Origin of the sequence: Streptomyces sp. Tu 3180, from assembly GCF_009852415.1 — a bacterium.
GTDB lineage: Bacteria > Actinomycetota > Actinomycetes > Streptomycetales > Streptomycetaceae > Streptomyces.
This window is the reverse complement of the sequence record NZ_WOXS01000002.1, coordinates 1170504-1186253: the sequence shown is the minus strand read 5'-3', so window position 1 is coordinate 1186253 and position 15750 is coordinate 1170504. Positions and strand designations below refer to the sequence as shown.

Annotated in this window: 13 protein-coding genes; 8 read left to right on the top strand and 5 right to left on the bottom strand. The window is 73.2% G+C overall.

The genetic code is table 11. The features are described from left to right. The first annotated feature begins 75 nt into the window (after nucleotides 1-75). Genes GL259_RS06225 through GL259_RS06205 form a run of 5 tightly spaced genes read left to right on the top strand, consistent with a single transcriptional unit; the run spans nucleotide 76 to nucleotide 6922 of the window. Complete coding sequence (locus tag GL259_RS06225) at nucleotides 76-1935, top strand: radical SAM protein (RefSeq protein WP_159529943.1); 1860 nt, start codon at nucleotides 76-78, stop codon at nucleotides 1933-1935. After that, on the top strand, nucleotides 1922-2899 hold the full coding sequence (locus GL259_RS06220; protein WP_243762262.1) for a DUF692 family multinuclear iron-containing protein: 978 nt from the start codon (nucleotides 1922-1924) through the stop codon (nucleotides 2897-2899). The genes GL259_RS06225 and GL259_RS06220 overlap by 14 nt, the downstream gene beginning before the upstream one ends. After that, nucleotides 2872-3636 carry a hypothetical protein gene (locus GL259_RS06215; RefSeq protein ID WP_159529939.1) on the top strand — a complete coding sequence of 255 codons (765 nt, stop codon included), beginning with the start codon at nucleotides 2872-2874 and terminating at the stop codon, nucleotides 3634-3636. The genes GL259_RS06220 and GL259_RS06215 overlap by 28 nt, the downstream gene beginning before the upstream one ends. Then, a complete protein-coding gene (locus GL259_RS06210; RefSeq protein WP_159529936.1) occupies nucleotides 3633-4856 on the top strand; it encodes a hypothetical protein in 1224 nt (407 codons plus the stop codon). The genes GL259_RS06215 and GL259_RS06210 overlap by 4 nt, the downstream gene beginning before the upstream one ends. Further along, a complete protein-coding gene (locus GL259_RS06205) occupies nucleotides 4853-6922 on the top strand; it encodes an HEXXH motif-containing putative peptide modification protein (protein ID WP_159529934.1) in 2070 nt (689 codons plus the stop codon). Before GL259_RS06210 ends, GL259_RS06205 begins: the two co-directional genes overlap by 4 nt. Before the next feature lie 202 nt (nucleotides 6923-7124). Here GL259_RS06205 and GL259_RS06200 read toward each other — a convergent pair whose 3' ends face one another. The 3 genes from GL259_RS06200 to GL259_RS06190 form a co-directional block, all read right to left on the bottom strand. Next, the gene (locus tag GL259_RS06200; protein WP_159529932.1) at nucleotides 7125-8129 is read right to left on the bottom strand and encodes a MerR family transcriptional regulator; all 1005 of its coding nucleotides are present in this window, start codon (nucleotides 8127-8129) and stop codon (nucleotides 7125-7127) included. A gap of 6 nt (nucleotides 8130-8135) precedes the next feature. Beyond that, nucleotides 8136-8804, bottom strand: a complete 669-nt coding sequence (locus GL259_RS06195; RefSeq protein WP_159538419.1) for a HEAT repeat domain-containing protein — start codon at nucleotides 8802-8804, stop codon at nucleotides 8136-8138. Nucleotides 8805-9112: 308 nt separating this feature from the next. After that, nucleotides 9113-9874, bottom strand: coding sequence for an SDR family NAD(P)-dependent oxidoreductase (locus GL259_RS06190; protein ID WP_159529930.1), 762 nt, complete (start codon nucleotides 9872-9874; stop codon nucleotides 9113-9115). Between the two features lie 140 nt (nucleotides 9875-10014). On the opposite strand from GL259_RS06190, the gene GL259_RS06185 reads away from it, so the two are divergent. Both GL259_RS06185 and GL259_RS06180 read left to right on the top strand, forming a co-directional pair. After that, nucleotides 10015-10674, top strand: a complete 660-nt coding sequence (locus GL259_RS06185; protein WP_159529928.1) for a TetR/AcrR family transcriptional regulator — start codon at nucleotides 10015-10017, stop codon at nucleotides 10672-10674. A gap of 129 nt (nucleotides 10675-10803) precedes the next feature. Further along, nucleotides 10804-11403, top strand: coding sequence for a TetR/AcrR family transcriptional regulator (locus GL259_RS06180; RefSeq protein WP_159529926.1), 600 nt, complete (start codon nucleotides 10804-10806; stop codon nucleotides 11401-11403). Nucleotides 11404-11416: 13 nt separating this feature from the next. On the opposite strand, the gene GL259_RS06175 is transcribed toward GL259_RS06180, so the two are convergent. Then, nucleotides 11417-12436 carry an SMP-30/gluconolactonase/LRE family protein gene (locus tag GL259_RS06175; protein ID WP_159529924.1) on the bottom strand — a complete coding sequence of 340 codons (1020 nt, stop codon included), beginning with the start codon at nucleotides 12434-12436 and terminating at the stop codon, nucleotides 11417-11419. Nucleotides 12437-12605: 169 nt separating this feature from the next. On the opposite strand from GL259_RS06175, the gene GL259_RS06170 reads away from it, so the two are divergent. Further along, entirely contained in the window at nucleotides 12606-14393 is a 1788-nt protein-coding gene (locus GL259_RS06170) for an NAD(P)/FAD-dependent oxidoreductase (RefSeq protein ID WP_159529922.1), read from the top strand. 89 nt (nucleotides 14394-14482) lie between these two features. Here GL259_RS06170 and GL259_RS06165 read toward each other — a convergent pair whose 3' ends face one another. Next, nucleotides 14483-15685, bottom strand: coding sequence for an MFS transporter (locus GL259_RS06165; RefSeq protein WP_159529920.1), 1203 nt, complete (start codon nucleotides 15683-15685; stop codon nucleotides 14483-14485). Nucleotides 15686-15750 lie beyond the last annotated feature (65 nt).

The following is a 15750-nucleotide window of genomic DNA, read 5'->3' as shown; positions in this document are numbered from 1 at the left end:
CGGGTCCCCGGAAAGGGCCCGGCTCGCCGGCCACGGCGCCCGGACCGAACCCCGCCGGCCCGACGAGGAGGAGCGGTGCGTCAGCGGACACCTCAGGCAGCGGTGCACCTGGTCTTCCCCGGGGTGACCGAGGCACGTCTGTTCCCCTACCTCAGCCTGCCCATGCTGGTCGCCTACCTGCGCCGGCACGGAGTGACGGCGCTCCAGAGCGATCTCAACATCGCGCTGACGCACCGGCTCCTGGACCCCGCGGTGCTGGGAGAACGGCTGCGGCTGGGCGGACTGGACGAGTTCGACGAGGCGCTGCTGTCCTTCGCGGTGGAACGGCAGGAGCTGCTGCACCGGACCGTCGTCCGCAAGCAGAGCACGTCGTTGCCGTTCGAGGTCGGTTTCCGGCTGGTCAACAACGTGCTGGACATCATGCTGCGGGGGAGCGTGCTGACCCGGCAGGCGACGAGCCTGTCCGAGGTGTTCCGCCTCGCCGAGTCGCAGGCCCCGGCCGGTGACCTCGCCGCCCACGAGCACGACGAGCTGACCCTCGGCCTGCTCCCGGACGACCCGCCACGCGTCCTCGGTGTCTCCGTCGCGTACTTCAGCCAGCTCGTGCCCGCCTTCCGCATGGCGCGGCTGGTGAAACAGCGGGCTCCCGGGACGATCGTCGTCCTCGGCGGACAGCAGCTGATGATGCGCGGCGCGGAACTGGCCGCCATGCCCGAGACGTTCGGCCACGTCGACGCCCTCGTCACCACCCAGGGCGAAGCGGTGCTGCACCGGCTGGCCGAAGCGGTCGAGGCGGGCCGCCCGATCCACGAAGTGCCCGGACTGGTGACCGCGCGCGGCAGTTCTCCCGCGCCGGAGCACCACATCGCGGACAACCCGCCGCCCGAGTTCGACGGCCTGCCCTTCTCCTCCTACCTGAGCCCCGAGCCGCAGCTCCCCCTCATCTCCTGCGTGGGCTGCTACTGGGGACGCTGCACGTTCTGCTCCTACGGCAACCGCAGCCGAGGCCGGTACCAGCAGCTCACCCAGGAGCAACTCGCCGACCACGTGGAGCACGCCCTGCGCCGGACGGGCGCACGCTTCGTGGCGTTCGTGGACGAGAACTGCAACCTGCGCCTCGTGCTCGGCGCGGCCGAGCTGGTGCGCGCCCGCGGTCACACCTTCACCTGGTCGACCCGGAACCGGCTGGAGCCCCTGCTCGCCGACCGCGCCTTCGTGCGGCGCATGCACGACGCCGGGTGCCGGCTGATGAGCGTCGGCTACGAGACCAACTCCCAGCGGCTGCTCGACCTCGTCGACAAGGGCGTGCGGGCGGACCTGTACCAGCGGATCGTCGAGGTGCTCGACGAGTCGGGCATCGTGCTGCGGCTCAGCGTCATGGGCGGCCTGCCGGGCGAGACGGCGGAGGAGGCCCGGGCGAGCAGGGAGTTCCTCGTCCGCAACTCGGCCCGGCTCGGCATCGACGCCGCACAGATGATGATCGCCGAACCGACGTCGCTGCTGGCCGCCGAGCCCGGTCACCGCACCGGACTGACGCTGGCGGACGGTGACGAGCTCCAGTCCAACAGCGGCTTCAGCTATCTGGCCGGGCGGCACGGCAGGGTGATCGACTACGAGGGCCCCACCCGCGAGGAACGGGCCGACTGGCTGCGCGAGACGGTGCGCGTGGTGCTGCCGGGCAAGAACGACGAGAAGCACCCGCGGTGGAAGAAGGCCGACGGTGCGAAGCCGGCCGACGAACTGGTGCTGCACCCCTGGGTCGTGCCCGTGCGGGGACGCCTGATCGACCTGCGCTGGCGCATGCGGTACGGCATCGGGCCCGGACACGTCACCCTCCGGGCGTCCGGCGCGTCGCGCCGGCTGACGGCGCGCACCGAACTCGGCCGCAGACTGCTGGGCCTGCTGAAGGAGGCGGATGTCGGTGACCACAGCTGAACCCACGGCGCACCCGGGCAGGGCGGGCCGCCCCGAACGCCGGGGACTGGGCGCCGGGATGGACCTTCCCTGGGGAGCGCCGATCGGTTTCGACCCGGACGACCCCGGCCCCAACGAACGCGTCCGCAACTTCCTCGCCCGTCACGGCGCCGACTACGCCTACTACGCCTTCGCCTTCCAGCCCCGCGGGCCGGTGCCGCTGCTGGCCGGGCACTACCTGGAGCCCTACCGGCGCCTGATGGAGCAGCTTCCCGCCGGCACCCCGGTCGCCCTGCACCAGACCATGCTCAACCTGGGCACCGTCGAGCCCTACGACCGCGGCCCGGTCTACGAGTTCACCAACGAGCTGCACCGGCACTTCGACTGGCAGTGGGTCGTCGAGGACCTGGGGATGTGGTCCCTCGGCGGCATACCGATGCCCTACCCCCTGCCGCCCTACCTGGTGGAGGAGAACGTCCCCCACGTCGCGGCCGGCATCCGCGAGGCGATGCGGGAACTCGACCCGGTCCTGCGGGTCGAGTTCCCGGGCTTCACCGACGGTGTCACGGTGGTGGTGGGCGACATGGACGCCTACGACTTCTTCCGCCGGGTCGCCGAACTCAGCGGCACCGACGTCACCCTGGACGTGGGGCACCTGCTGAGCTGGCGGTGGTGGCGGGGCGAGCGGGGAGCCGGTCTGTACGCGGACCTGGACAGGCTGCCGCTGGCGCAGTGCACCGAACTCCACCTGTCCGGCTCGGCGATCAGCCGCGACCGCTTCCTGGACCTGCACCACGGTGTCCTGCTGGACGAGCAACTGGTCCTGGCGGAACGGCTCCTGGAGCTGTGCCCCCGGCTGGAAGCGGTCACCTACGAGGACCCCAACTACGACAGGTCGGGCCGGATGGTGCCGAAGAGCCTTCCCAACCTCGAACGCCTGAGGAAGTTGGTGAACCAGTGGGCAGCGGCGAACTCGTCGAACTGAACCGTGCGTTCAAGCACCGGCTCAGCTACCCGAGCCCGCGGCGCACCGGAGGAGTCGACGGCGTCGGCCCGGTGGACCCGGCCGCCCCGGCCGCACTGCGCGAGGTGGACGTCGAGCAACTGGCCAGGGTCTCGCACGAACTCACCCAGGGCATCGCACAGGGCGCGATCGGCGGTGTACCGCTGCGCGAGCACTTCGAGCACAGCCTGCGGGCGCTGTACCCGGACCGGCACAACGCGGGGCAGCGCGCGGTGGCGGAGTTCCTGCGCGGGCACCACTGCTCCGACGTCGACATGCTCGGCCTCCGGCGCGGCCGGTCGGTGACCGAGGCGTTCGGGGAATTCCTGCTCGACCGGGCCGGCCGCGGCACGGACACCGCCCTCCTGGTCGAGCGGGAACTGCTGGCCTCGCTGGTCAAGACCCTGGCCAGGCACCCGGAGCCGGGTTTCCTCATCCGCCACCCGCACCTGCGCCGCACCGGCGAACGGTCCTGGGCCGCCTGGACGGACGGCGTCCGGCTGCTGCGCGACCCGGACCGTGAGCCGACGGCACCGACCGTGTTCGTGGCCTGCGGGGGCCGGTACTTCACCGGCGGGCTGAGCGTCCCCCTGGTCGCCGCCCTGCTGTGGGGCACCGAACCCCGGCCGGGCTGGCTGCGGGCCTGGACGGCCGGTGAACGCGCCGAGCGGGTCGGCCGGGCCCGTGCGGTGCTCCGAGGGAAAGGACTCGTCCCGTGATCGCACTGCACGAGGAACACGGCGAGGTGGTGGCGAGCTGGGTGCGGCTGGGCTACCGCTCGGAGTCGGTCGTCTGCTTCGACCGGCACCTCGATCTCAAGCCGCTCGCCCGGGCGGCGGCCGCACGGCTGGAACACCTGGACGGCGAGGGGCCGATCGGGGCCGAGAACCGCCGACTGCCCATCAGGGAAGTGGCGGGCAGCTACGGCCTGGACGACTTCTACGCGGCCGGCGCCGCGCTCGGCCTGGTGTCGAGGCTCACGTGGGTGCGGGCCACCCGGGAGGCGGACTCGCCGGCCGCCAGGCGCAGACTGCTCGGTGCGCTCAGTGCGATCGCGGCCGAGCCCGACGTCCTCGACGCCACCCGCTTCGACGAACTGGGCGCGCTGCACACCCGCGTCTGCGGCCTCGACCTGGTGATCCACACCCCCGCCACCTTCGGCGCCGGCGCCCAGGACCCGCACAGCCGGGTCGACCTCGACCTGGACTGGTTCGCCGACGTGCGCACCGGGCAGGACCACCAGCCGGACGAACTCCTGGACCTGCTGGACCGGCACGGCCTGCTCGGCAACGTCGACTCCATGACGTACTCGGTGCGCAGCGGCTTCCTGCCGGAGGCCCGGCGCGATCTCGCCCCGGCCCTCGCCGGCGCACTGGGACGCGGGACGCTGCAGCGCGAGCGGGACGCGATCCCCCTGCCGGAGGCCACCTTCACCGCCCTGCGGGGCGAAGGCGGCGGCCCCGTGCCGCTCGACCGGTACGAGGCCGAGCTGTCGCCGCTCGGCCCGGTCGGCACGGCCCTGCTGGGCCTGCTGCACCTGCGCACGTCGGGCGACGTCGACCAGGCGGGCCGGTGCTGGCACGAGGCGGCGGAAGCGGGCTGCCGCTCTTCCTGGCTGGCGTACGGAATCGGCCTGTCCCACTACCGGACGGAGTCCTTCGCGGCGGCCGGGGAGTGGTTCTGCCGTGCCACCGGGGAGCGGACGGACACCATCGAGGTCAAGTCCTCCTTCCTGGCGGCGCTGTGCACCCTGCGGACCGGGGCGTACGAAGAGGCCCATCGCGCCCTCCTCGAGTTCGCCGGCAGCCATCCGCTCCACGCCGACGCGGCCCGGCTGGCGGCCGGTCTCGGCGACCGTCTGGGAATCGAGCGGCAGCCGTGGCTGTCGCGGCAGATCGACGCGCAGCAGCAGCTGCTCGGGAAAGGAGCGGCAGGATGAACGCAACCGCGGCGCAGCGGCCGCAACCGCTGGCAGTGCTCGACGAGGAGTTCTTCGACGCCCGGTGGCGCCGTGAACCCGTCGTCCTCCGCGGCGCGGCGGGGATGTTCCTCGCCCCGGCGCCCGGCCGCGAGGAGGTCAGGGCGCTGGCCACCGCCACCACCGGGGTGCGGACGGACGGCCGGTCCATCTGGTTCCTCGAAGCGCTGCGCGAGGGACTGCCGGGTGTGGCCGCACTGTGCGCGGCGGCCCGGGAGAAGTTCGACTGGGACGACGTGTGGTGCGACGTGTTCCTCACCGAGGGCAGCTCCTCGATCGGCTCGCACATCGACAACAGCGACAACTTCACCATCCAGCTGGAGGGCGAGAAGCGGTGGCGGCTGGCCTCGCCCGCCACCCTGGACCCGGAGCAGCGGCGGCTGCGCATGCTCGGTGAACCCGGCGTGGGCGACGCCCCGATGCCGCAGGACGGTCCGTCGCGGGACACGCTGGAGTTCACCCTCGGTCCCGGTGACGTCCTCTACATCCCGCTGCTGTGGCGGCACTGGGGCGTCTCGGCGGGCGACAGCCTCAGCGCCAGCCTGGTGGTGAACGCCAGGACGGTCTGGCAGGCGCTGCACCGCACGCTGAGCGCCGAACTGCGGCACGAGGAGCCGTGGCACCGGCCGCTGCCGGTCGGGCCCGGAACCGCCGAGCTGAGGAAGGCACGGCTGACCGAGGCCGTCACGGCGCTCGGCAGCAGCGGCGCACTCGAGCGGACCAGGAGAAAGGCGGAGAGGGAAGTGGCGATGCGCGCGGCACGGGGACCGGTCGACAGGCTCGACATCGACATGACGACGGTGAAGCGGTTCATCGCCTCGGCGCCCGAACCCCCGGTGGACGGGTTCGTCCTGCCCGGCGGCCCGCCGGACAGCGCCGCGCCGCTCAACGCGCTGCTCGCCCGGAAGAACCTGAGGGACCTGCTGAAGCTGATGCTGCGGCGCTTCACCCTGGCCGCCGGCGAGACGGAGCGCGAGCTGTACCAGGCCTGCGCGCGGGCGCTCACCGCTTCCTCCGGGACCGCTCCGGAGGCGTTGCTGGCCGGCCCCGACATCACCTCGTGGATCGCGGTGGCCAAGCAGGGCCCGAGCGACCTGCCCGTCGCCCGGCAGGAGGACCCGCTCGCCCACCGGCTCGCGTTCTTCCTGCTGCCCGAACTGGCGGCGGTCGCCGGCGCGGTGCCGGTCCCCGAGATCCGGGTCCTCGCGGACCGCGACGGGGGACTGGCCGTCCCCCGGCTGGGCCGTGCGGTCACCGCGCGCTCGGCGACCGGCACCTGGTCGCTGAGCGTCGCGGCGGACGGTGCCGTCATCGCCCGGGACGGCGGCGGCACCACCGTCGCCCTGTCCGAGGACGGGCCCGGCACGGGGGCGTTGGGACGCGTCCTCGACGGCCCCTGGATCGTGCCCGCCCCCTCCCACTGGCTGGACGAGCACCTGCCGCCGACCGAGGTGCTGCCCTCCGTCGAGCCGGCGGACGTGGCCCGCTTCCACGACGAGTTCACCGAGGCCGCGGAACTGCTGCGCGCGGTGTGGCCGGAGGCCTGGGAGGAGACGCGGTCGTGCGTCGAGCGCCTGCTGCCCATGCCGTGGGCCGGGCTGCGGCCGCACAACTACAGCATCCACGCCTTCCGCGGCCAGATCGTCAGCAGTCCCCGTCCGGCGCTGATGGCGGCGCAGACGCTGGTCCACGAGACGGGCCACAACCGGATGAGCACGCTGATCGACCTGATGCCCCTGTGCTCCAATCCCGAGGACCGGGCCGTCAGCCCCGTGGTGAACGCCGACCGGCCGCTGACCGCCGTCTTCCACGGCTGCTACTCCTTCGCCCGGGAGATCCACCTCACCTCACTGCTGATCGACAAGGGCGTCCCCGAGGTGCCCACCACCGACATCCGCGGGTACCTCGCGCACCGCACCGAGATCGTCCGGGCCGCGTGGGCCCTGCTGCACGAGCGAGCGCGGCTGGAACCGGTCGGCGCGGCGATCCTCGCGGAAGTGGAGCGGATCCTGGACCGACTGGCCTGATCCGATGCCGCCGGGCCGCGCGCGGCCCGGCGGCACCGGCGCCCGCCGTCGCGGCGGAAGGGGACGACCGCCGCTCACCGAGCACTTCGGGGCGCCGGCGGGGCGGGTGGTCCGCCGGCCGGGGGTGGGACGCAGGTCCTGGGCCGCGGGCGGCGAGGGCAGCACGGCCCCGTCCCCCACCCGGCACCCCGGGAAAGGCCCGTCACCGTGTGCCGCGCAGCTCGAGGACGTAGGCCGCGGTGAGCGCGACGACACGGTCGTCGTCGTGGGACAGGTCCGCCAGGGCGCGGGACGCCGTGTCCCCCGGAACGTCGGCGAGCGCCTGTGTCAGCCGTCGGCGGGCGGGCGCGGCGAGGGTGCCGTCGGCCAGGCGGTCGACGAGCCCGGTGGCGATCCGGTCCGCCGACCCGGGATCACCCGCCAGCGTGCTCAGCGCGTCGGCCGCGTCGACGTCGTTCACCTCCTCGACGATCATGTCGATGAGCGTCGGGACCGCGTCGGCCACGTGGCGTGCCCCGAGCGCCAGGGCCGCGCTCCTGCGGACCGCGACGTCGGAGTTCGCGAGGGCGTCCCGCAGCACCGCGGTCGCCTCGTCGTGGGGGAGCTCGGCGATGGACCGGACGGCACGTTCCCGCACCTCGGCCAGGGGCGAGCCGAGGCCCTCCGCCAGCAGTGCCAGTCCGCCGTCGCCCGAGCGCGCCAGGGCCCAGCGAAGGGCCCCGGCGACGTTCGGGTCCGTCTCGCTCAACACCGCCTCGACCAGGGCCTCCACCGGCACCGGTACTTCCGCGGCCGAGGACAGGGCCGCGCGCTGGCGCTTCCCGGTGCTCTCCGAGTTCAGGGCCTGGAGGAGAGCGACGGTCTGGAGGACGTCCTTCCAGTCGGCGGGTTCCGCCGCACCGATCCGGCGGAGCCGCGTGAGCAGCTCCGTCTCACGCGCGATGCGTTCCCGCGTCCGGCGGACGAGGTCACCGACCAGCTCCGAGGGCGTGAAGCCGGGATCGTCCAGCGCGCGCCCGACCTCACGCAGCGACAGCCCCAGCGACCGCAGGCTCTCGATGTGGAAGATCCGCCGGATGTCCTCCCCGGAGTACTCCCGGTAGCCGGCCTCGGTACGGCCCGTCGGGCGCACCAGGCCGAGCGAGTCGTAGTGCCTGAGCATGCGGGCGCTGACCCCGGACCGCCGTGCCACCTCACCGATCAACACCGCCCGTCAACCCTCCTGGCCGGCCGGCCCGAGGGCGACGATGCGCTTCGCCTCCTCGATCGCGAACCCGGATCCGGCATCCGGGTCGCGCAACAGCCGCTCCGTGGCGATCGCGTGTTCGCGCACGCGGGGGTCGGAAGCCGTCATCGCGGTCTCCAGGACCTGCGTGATCACCTCGCCGAGCGCGGTCAGCGCCCGGCTGAGGCTCAGCCACGTCTCGCGTTCGCCGCGCCCGAGCTGTGTCGCCAGCACTCCGGCCAGTCGCGGTTTCTCCTCCTCGGGCACGAGTACGACCGCCGCCCGCCAGGCGCTCCGCGCCACCTCGTCGTCGGGGTCGGTCAGAAGCGCCCGTGTGATCGCCGGCCACGCTCGCCGGTCCCCGATCTTGGACAGCGTGTGCAGGGCCTGGCTTCGTGCCTGCGCGCGCTCCGAGCGGAGTTCCTCGAGGAGCTTCGGGACCGTCGTCGACGACGCGTGGCGGGTGAGTGCCCAGGTGAGCATGTCGCGCACGTGGAAGTCGGGCTCGACCGCGCATCGTCCGACGAGCGTGCCGACGGACCGCGGGTCCGCGGCCGTGCCGACCGCCAGCGCCGCTCTCAGCCGTACCGCCGGGTCGCCGTGCTCCAGCCCCTCCAGCGCCCGCACCGTGTTCGTGTGCTCCCTCGCCATGGCCATCGCGACCACCTCCTCGGCTGCAGTCAAGACCTTGTCACCGTGTCAAGGTCAAGCCGGCCGCACCGGGGACGGCCGGCCGCACCCGGACGGGCGAGGACGCGGACGCGCGTCTTGCGCACCTCGCGCACCCGCGGCGGTCTCACGGAGCGGTCCGGCCGGTTCGGGGACCCCCCGGCCGACAGGGGGGCCGTCCGGTCGGCCAGGAGACCGCCCGGCCGGCCAGGAGACCGCCCGGCCGGCCAGGGAACCCCCCGGCCGGCTGGTCAGGAACCGCCCGGCCGGCCAGGGAACCGGCCGCCCGGGAGCGGTCAGACCGCCGCCCAGCCGTCGTCCACCGGCAGGATCGCTCCGTTGATGTTGCTCGCCGCGTCCGAGGCGAGGAACAGGATCGCGGCGGCCTGCTCCTCGGGCTGGGCCAGGCGGCCGAGGTTGACGAAGTGGGGGCCGAGCGCCGCGGGACCGTGCCCGGCCGGGTCGGCGTCGACGACGATGCCGGTGGCGGTGCCTCCCGGGGCGATGGCGTTCGCGCGGATGCCCTGCTTGCGGTACATCACCGCGAGGTTCCTGGTCAGCCCGACCACGCCGTGCTTCGAGGCCGTGTAGGCGGCGCCCGCCGCGCTGCCCCGCAGGCCGGCCTCGGAGGCGGTGTTGACGATGGCGCCCCTGCCGGCCGCCAGCATGTGCGGCAGCACGGCGCGGGTGAGCAGGAAGGGCGCGGTCAGGTTGACCCGCAGGACACGCTCCCACTGCGCGTCGGTCACGTCCGCCAGCGCCGTCATCCCGTCCATGATCCCGGCGTTGTTCACCAGGACGTCCACGCCGCCGAAGCGCTCGACGGCGGTCCGGGTCACCCGGTCCACGACGTCCCGGTCGCCGAGGTCGCCGGTGACGGCGACCCCGGTGCCACCGGACTTCTCCACCGCCTCGACCGTCGACGCGGCGCCCTCGGCGTCGATGTCCGCGACCAGGACCCGGGCGCCCTCGGCGGCGAAGGCCAGGGCGGCGGCACGGCCTATCCCCGACCCGGCCCCGGTGACGATGACGCCGCGTCCGTCGAATGCGCCGGCCATGAAGCTCTCCTGTTCGTCGTGCGGGGCCCCGGTCACCCCGGGCGCCATCACCGTACGACTTATTGTCGCTGAGTGACATGAACTCGTGGTGGAAGATTCCCGAGAGCTCGATCACACGATCAACGCAGCCGGAGGAACCGATGACCGCACCCCGTGGCCGCACGGGACGGCCGCCCCTGACCGAAGCGCGCAGGACCGAGATCCGGCGGGAGATCGCCCGGGCCGCGGTGGACCTGTTCGTCACCCAGGGCGTCGCGTCCACGACCGGCGAACAGATCGGCCGGGCCGTCGGCCTGTCGGCGCGCACCGTGTGGCGCTACTTCCCGAGCAAGGAGAGCTGCGTGAGGCCGCTGTTCTCGGAGGGCATCGACACGATCGCCGCCTTCCTGCGGGAGTGGCCGCCCGGCCGGCCCCTGGAGAAGGCCCTGGACCGGTGGCTGACGACGGGGCAGGGCATCGCCGGCGGCCCGGACCGGGCCACCGTCGGCGCCCTGGTCCGGCTCACCCGGACCGAGCCCGGGCTGCGCGCCGTCTGGCTCCAGACCTACGACGAGGCGGAGCCGGCCTTCGCCCGCGCCCTGGCCGAACGGGCCGGGCTGCCGGCCGACGACCTGAGCGTGAGGATCCGTGCGGCGATGTTCAACGCGGCCCTGCGCGCGGCGGTCGAGCACTATGCCTGGCGCGGCGATCCCGCCGAGGGCGAGTACGCGGCGGAGGAGGGCGAAGGCGCCGCCGCCGCGGCCGTGTTGGAAGCGACCCTGCGCCAGGCCCTCGCGGTCGCCGCGGAGGGGGTCGGGTAGGACCGCGGGGCGGGAGGGCAGCGGCTCGTACCGGGTGCTGCCTGCCGGGTACGTGAGTGCGGGGTGCCGGAGGCCGGGTGCCGCGCACCGGGTACCGGGCCCCCGGCGTCCCCCCGTTACCCTGTCCGGATGACCCAACGCCCCACGTCGGACGAGCCGAGGCCCGCGAACCGGGGACCGGGGGCCGCCGCCGGCAACCGGGCCGCTCTGGTCACCGCCGCCCGGGAGATCTACGCGGTGCACGGTCTGGACGCTCCACTGTCCGGGATCGCGCGCAGGGCCGGGGTCGGGCAGGGCGTGCTGTACCGGCACTTCCCCGATCGCAACGCCATCGCGGCCGCGGTCCTGGAGGAGAACGTGCGCCAGATCGAGCAGGCGGCGGACGCCGAGGACGCGACCCTCGCCGGGGTTCTGGGAGTGGTGACCTGGCACCTGACGCAGTCGGCGGCTTTCATCGGCCTCCTGCACGCCGACGGGGTCAGCGGCCGTTTCCACGCCCACGCGTTCGCCCGGGACCTGTCCGAGCGGGTCGAGCGCGCCCTGCGGCGGTGCCTGCCGGACGGGCACCGCCTGGGTGCTCCGGACGCGCCGGACGACCTCATGCTCGCCGTCGCCATGGTCTCCGGAGCCGCCACCGGCCCCACTCGCGAGGAGCGCGAGCACCGGGCGCTGGCGGCCTGGCGGCTGCTCGGCGTCACGGTGGGACCGGTGCGGCCCTTCGAGGGGTGAGGGCCGGGCGGCGTCAGCCGCCGTTGGACTGCCGTACGCCCTCCGCGAGTGCGTCGAAGGTGTACAGGTACCCGCCGGCGGGTCCGCTGACGGTCATGTACGCCCTGGTCCCGCCGGGCGTGATCGCCACGTTGGTCGCCGACTCGAGTCCTTCGGCGCGGGCCGGGACCTCCACCGTCGCGAGGCGTTTGCCGTACCGGTCGTACACGGCCATCGCGGGCCGGCCGTGCAGCGCCTGGTACAGGTTGCCGTCCGCGTCCACGGCGATCGAGTCGGCCTGGGCGACGCCGCCGTCGACGCGGACGGCGGTGTGCCGGCCGGTCGCCCCGGCCCGCTTGCCGACGGGAAGGTAGGAGATCCGGTTCTCCGTCAGCTCGCTGATCCACAGCCCGCGGTAGCCGATGTCGAACGAGATGCCGTTCGTGGCGGCGAGACCGTCGGCCAGGACGGTGGCGTCCCCGCCGTCGCGGTCGATGCGCACCACGCGGCCGCGCGCCTCGCCCTCGGACAGGCCGAGGGAGTCGCTGACGTACAGGTCGCCGTCCCGGTCGAAGGCGATGTCGTCGGGCTGCATCCGGGCGCCGTCGACCTCGCCGGTGAAGAAGGTGCGCCGGTCGCCGCCGCCGGGGGCCAGGGAGACGATCTCGCCGTGGGCGAAGTCGGACAGGTAGAGCCGGCCGTCGTGCGGGCTGAACTGGGCCGAGGTGTAGGCCCCCCGGCTGTCGGTGAAGACCTTCCGCACCGTCTTCTTCCGGACGTCGACGCGCATCACCTTCGGCTCTCCGGCGGGTGCGGTGACGTCGACGACGACCAGCCGGCCGTCCTCGCCGAAGACCGGGCCCTCCAGCAGGGTCATTCCGGTCTCCTCGTGGACCGTGGTCAGTCGCATGAACCGGTGGGCGGTGACGGTCCCGTCCGGGCCGGGGGACGTCGCCCCGTCGCCGGGAGTGCGCGTGTCGGTGCCGCATCCGGCCAGGGCCAGGGTGCCGAGCGTGGCGAGCACGGCCAGGGACCGGTTCCGGAGTCGTCGCATGGGGGTCGCTCTTCCTGTCCGAAGGTCGTCGTGCCCCCGCACTCTAACCGGACAACACTGTCCGGTTGTTGCTACGGTGCGTCAAGGCCGTCCGGTTCCAAGGCGGTTCGGCAGCTCACGGACGGACCGGTCCGCGCACGGCAGACGGAGAGAAGTGAGGTCCCCCCACATGACGTCCCCCCAGGCGCCGGCCCCCGACGAACTCGCGGTGCTGCGGCAGCGCTACCGCCGCGAGCGTGAGCGGCGCATACGGCCCGACGGCCCGCGCCAGTACCTCGACGCCGACGCCGAGTCCGGCTTCTGCGCCGCCGACCCGTACGTGGGCGAGGTGGCAGGGCGCGAGCCGCTGCGCGACACCGTCGACGTGGCTGTCATCGGCGGCGGGTTCGGCGGCATCCTCGCCGGGGCGCGGTTGCGCCGGCAGGGCGTGGAACGCGTCCGCGTCGTCGACAAGGGCGGTGACTTCGGCGGCACCTGGTACTGGAACCGGTACCCGGGCGTCCACTGCGACATCGAGTCCCACGTGTACCTGCCGATGCTCGACGAGACCGGATACGTACCGGAGTGGAAGTACTCCCCGGGCGAGGAGATCCGGCAGCACGCGGTGCGGATCGCGCAGGAGTCCGGCCTCTACGCGGACGCCCTGTTCTCCACCACCGTCACCGAGCTGACCTGGGAGGAGAGCTCCCGCACGTGGATCGTGGCCACCGACCGCGGCGACGCGTTCCGGGCGACGTACGTCATCACCGCCACCGGCACCATGACCGAGCCGAAACTGCCGGGGATACCCGGCATCGGGGACTTCGGGGGGCGCACCTTCCACACGTCCCGCTGGGACTACGCCTACACCGGCGGCGGCCCGGGCGGCGGCCTGACCGGGCTCGCGGACAAGCGCGTGGGCGTCGTCGGCACCGGCGCCACCGGCGTGCAGGTCATTCCGATGCTGGCCGAGGACGCGGGACACGTCTACGTCTTCCAGCGCACCCCCTCCACGGTGGACGTGCGCGCCAACCGCCGCACCACGGCCGGGGACGTCGGCGCGGACCGCGAGGGCTGGGCCCGCGAGCGCCGCGAGAACTTCCTGCGCGTCGTCTCGGGCGGGGCGTTCGACGAGGACCTCGTGGCGGACGGATGGACGTCGTCGGCACCCCTCCTGGAGAAGCTGCTGCCGAGCTTCCGGCGCACCGGTGACCGGGAGGCCTTCGAGGCCGCCTACGAGGTCGCCGACGCCGCCAAGATGAACGAGGTGCGCGCCCGCGTCGAGCGGACGGTCACGGACCCGGCGACGGCGGAGAAGCTCAAGCCCTGGTACCGGTACGCCTGCAAGCGCCCCACCTTCTCCGACACGTACTACCCGGCGTTCAACCGGAGCAACGTCACCCTGGTCGACACCGCCGACACCCACGGCATCGAACGCGTCACCGGGAACGGCGTCGTGGTCGGCGGGACCGTGTACGAACTCGACTGCCTGATCTTCGCCACCGGATTCTCCGTCGGCGTCTCCGGCGTCCACTCCGGCAAGCTGCCCGTCCACGGCCGGGGAGGAACCCGGCTGCTCGACGCGTGGGCACGGCACGGCGTCCGCACCCTCCACGGCTTCACCAGCAACGGCTTCCCGAACCTGATCCGGATGGGTTCCCTGCAGAACGCCAGCAGCGTCAACTTCACCCACGTCCTGGACGAGCAGGCCGTGCACGCCGCCGCCCTCGTCGCGGCAGCCGAGGCCGGGGGCGCCCTCGTCGAACCGTCCCGCGAGGCCGAGGACGCCTGGCTCGCCACCCTGGCCGAGGGCGCCCCCGACCACGAGTGGTTCCACGCCGAGTGCACTCCCGGCTACTACAACCGCGAAGGACGCGGGCGCCCGAACGGCCCGGCCGCCTACCCGCACGGCGCCCCCGCCTTCCACGAACTCCTGCGCCGCTGGCGGGAGGAGTCCATGGACGAGGCGCTCTCCTAGGGCCTGTTTGGAATGTTGCATTGGGGAGTGCGGGCTGCCCGGGCGCCGGATTCCTTCTCCGGTGCCCGGGCAGCCTGAGTGGCTCTCGGTCAGCGCACGGCGTCATTGGTACGGGCGGTCCGGATCGCCAGGGCGGCGAGCAGGGCGCAGGCGCCACCGAGCCAGAGCGAGCCTTGGAGCGTGAGCGTGTCGACGATGATGCCGCCGGCCAGCGCGCCGAAACCGATGGACAGGTTGAACACCGCCACCCACAGCGAGGAGGCCGCTTCCACCGCTTGCGGAGCGGCCTTGATCATCCAGGTCTGGAGGCCCACGGACACACCACCGAAGGCCAGACCCCAGATGATCAGCAGGATGGCGCCGCCGATTGCGGTCCGGCCCAGGAGCAGGAAGAGCGGCATCGCGGCCGTCATGGCCACGGCGATGGCCAGCACGCTGCGGTGCACGTGGCGAGAGAGCGCCGCACCTGCGACAAAGTTGCCGATCATGCCGGCCGCACCGAACCCGAACAGCAGCGGACCGACATAGCGCTCATCGATCCCCGACAGATCCTGCAGCGCCGGGCTGACGAATGTGTAAGCGGCAAAGTGGCCGAACACGAGGAGCACCGTCGCGATGACGCCGACGCGCACGCCCGGGTTGCGGAGCTGCTCCATCAGTAGGTTGGGGCGGATGTTCTGGGAGGCGACCAGCCGCGGCAGTACCGCGAGCAGGGCGATCAGGGTCACCAGCGCCAGGGCGCTGAGCGCGCAGAAGGCGATGCGCCAACCGGTCAGGTCGCCGACCAGGGTGCCGAGCGGGACGCCGAACACGTTCGCGGCTCCGACGCCGCCGAAGATGATCGCGGTGGCGCGTGGCACGTCCGCAGACGCAACGAGCCGGACCGCCAGGCCGGCGGCGACCGCCCAGAAGCCGCCTACCGCGATGCCGACCAGCACTCGGGAGCCCACCAGCACTGCGAAGTTCGGCGCCAGGGCGGAGCCCAGGTTCGCGACGGTCATCAGGGCCATCAGCCCGAGCAGCAGGATGCGTCGGTCCAGCGCCCCGACGACCATCGGGACCAGCGGTGCCGCGAACCCGGCGACGATGCTGGGCACCGTCACCATTAGTCCTGCCGTCCCCTCGGAGACCGACAGTGCGGACCCCACTGAGGTCAGCAGACCGATCGGCAGTTGCTCGGCGGTCACCAGCAGGAAGGTGCCCAGCGCCACCACGGCCACCGCCATCCAGCGGCTCTGATCCGGCGTCCCTGGTTCCTGTGTCCGGGTGGGGGTCTGTTCTGCGGTCGTCAACGGATCCTCCTCCAGCAATTCGGGAGCGATCGCTCCCGAACTGGGACCCTAGTATGGGAGCGAAC

Bases quoted from the DNA above. Each gene is read 5' to 3' on its own strand.
- GL259_RS06190 (WP_159529930.1), bottom strand. From the start codon at position 9,874: ATGGCCGGCGCATTCGACGGACGCGGCGTCATCGTCACCGGGGCCGGG.
- GL259_RS06205 (WP_159529934.1), top strand. From the start codon at position 4,853: ATGAACGCAACCGCGGCGCAGCGGCCGCAACCGCTGGCAGTGCTCGAC.
- GL259_RS06195 (WP_159538419.1), bottom strand. From the start codon at position 8,804: ATGGCCATGGCGAGGGAGCACACGAACACGGTGCGGGCGCTGGAGGGG.
- GL259_RS06175 (WP_159529924.1), bottom strand. From the start codon at position 12,436: ATGCGACGACTCCGGAACCGGTCCCTGGCCGTGCTCGCCACGCTCGGC.
- GL259_RS06180 (WP_159529926.1), top strand. From the start codon at position 10,804: ATGACCCAACGCCCCACGTCGGACGAGCCGAGGCCCGCGAACCGGGGA.
- GL259_RS06170 (WP_159529922.1), top strand. From the start codon at position 12,606: ATGACGTCCCCCCAGGCGCCGGCCCCCGACGAACTCGCGGTGCTGCGG.
- GL259_RS06185 (WP_159529928.1), top strand. From the start codon at position 10,015: ATGACCGCACCCCGTGGCCGCACGGGACGGCCGCCCCTGACCGAAGCG.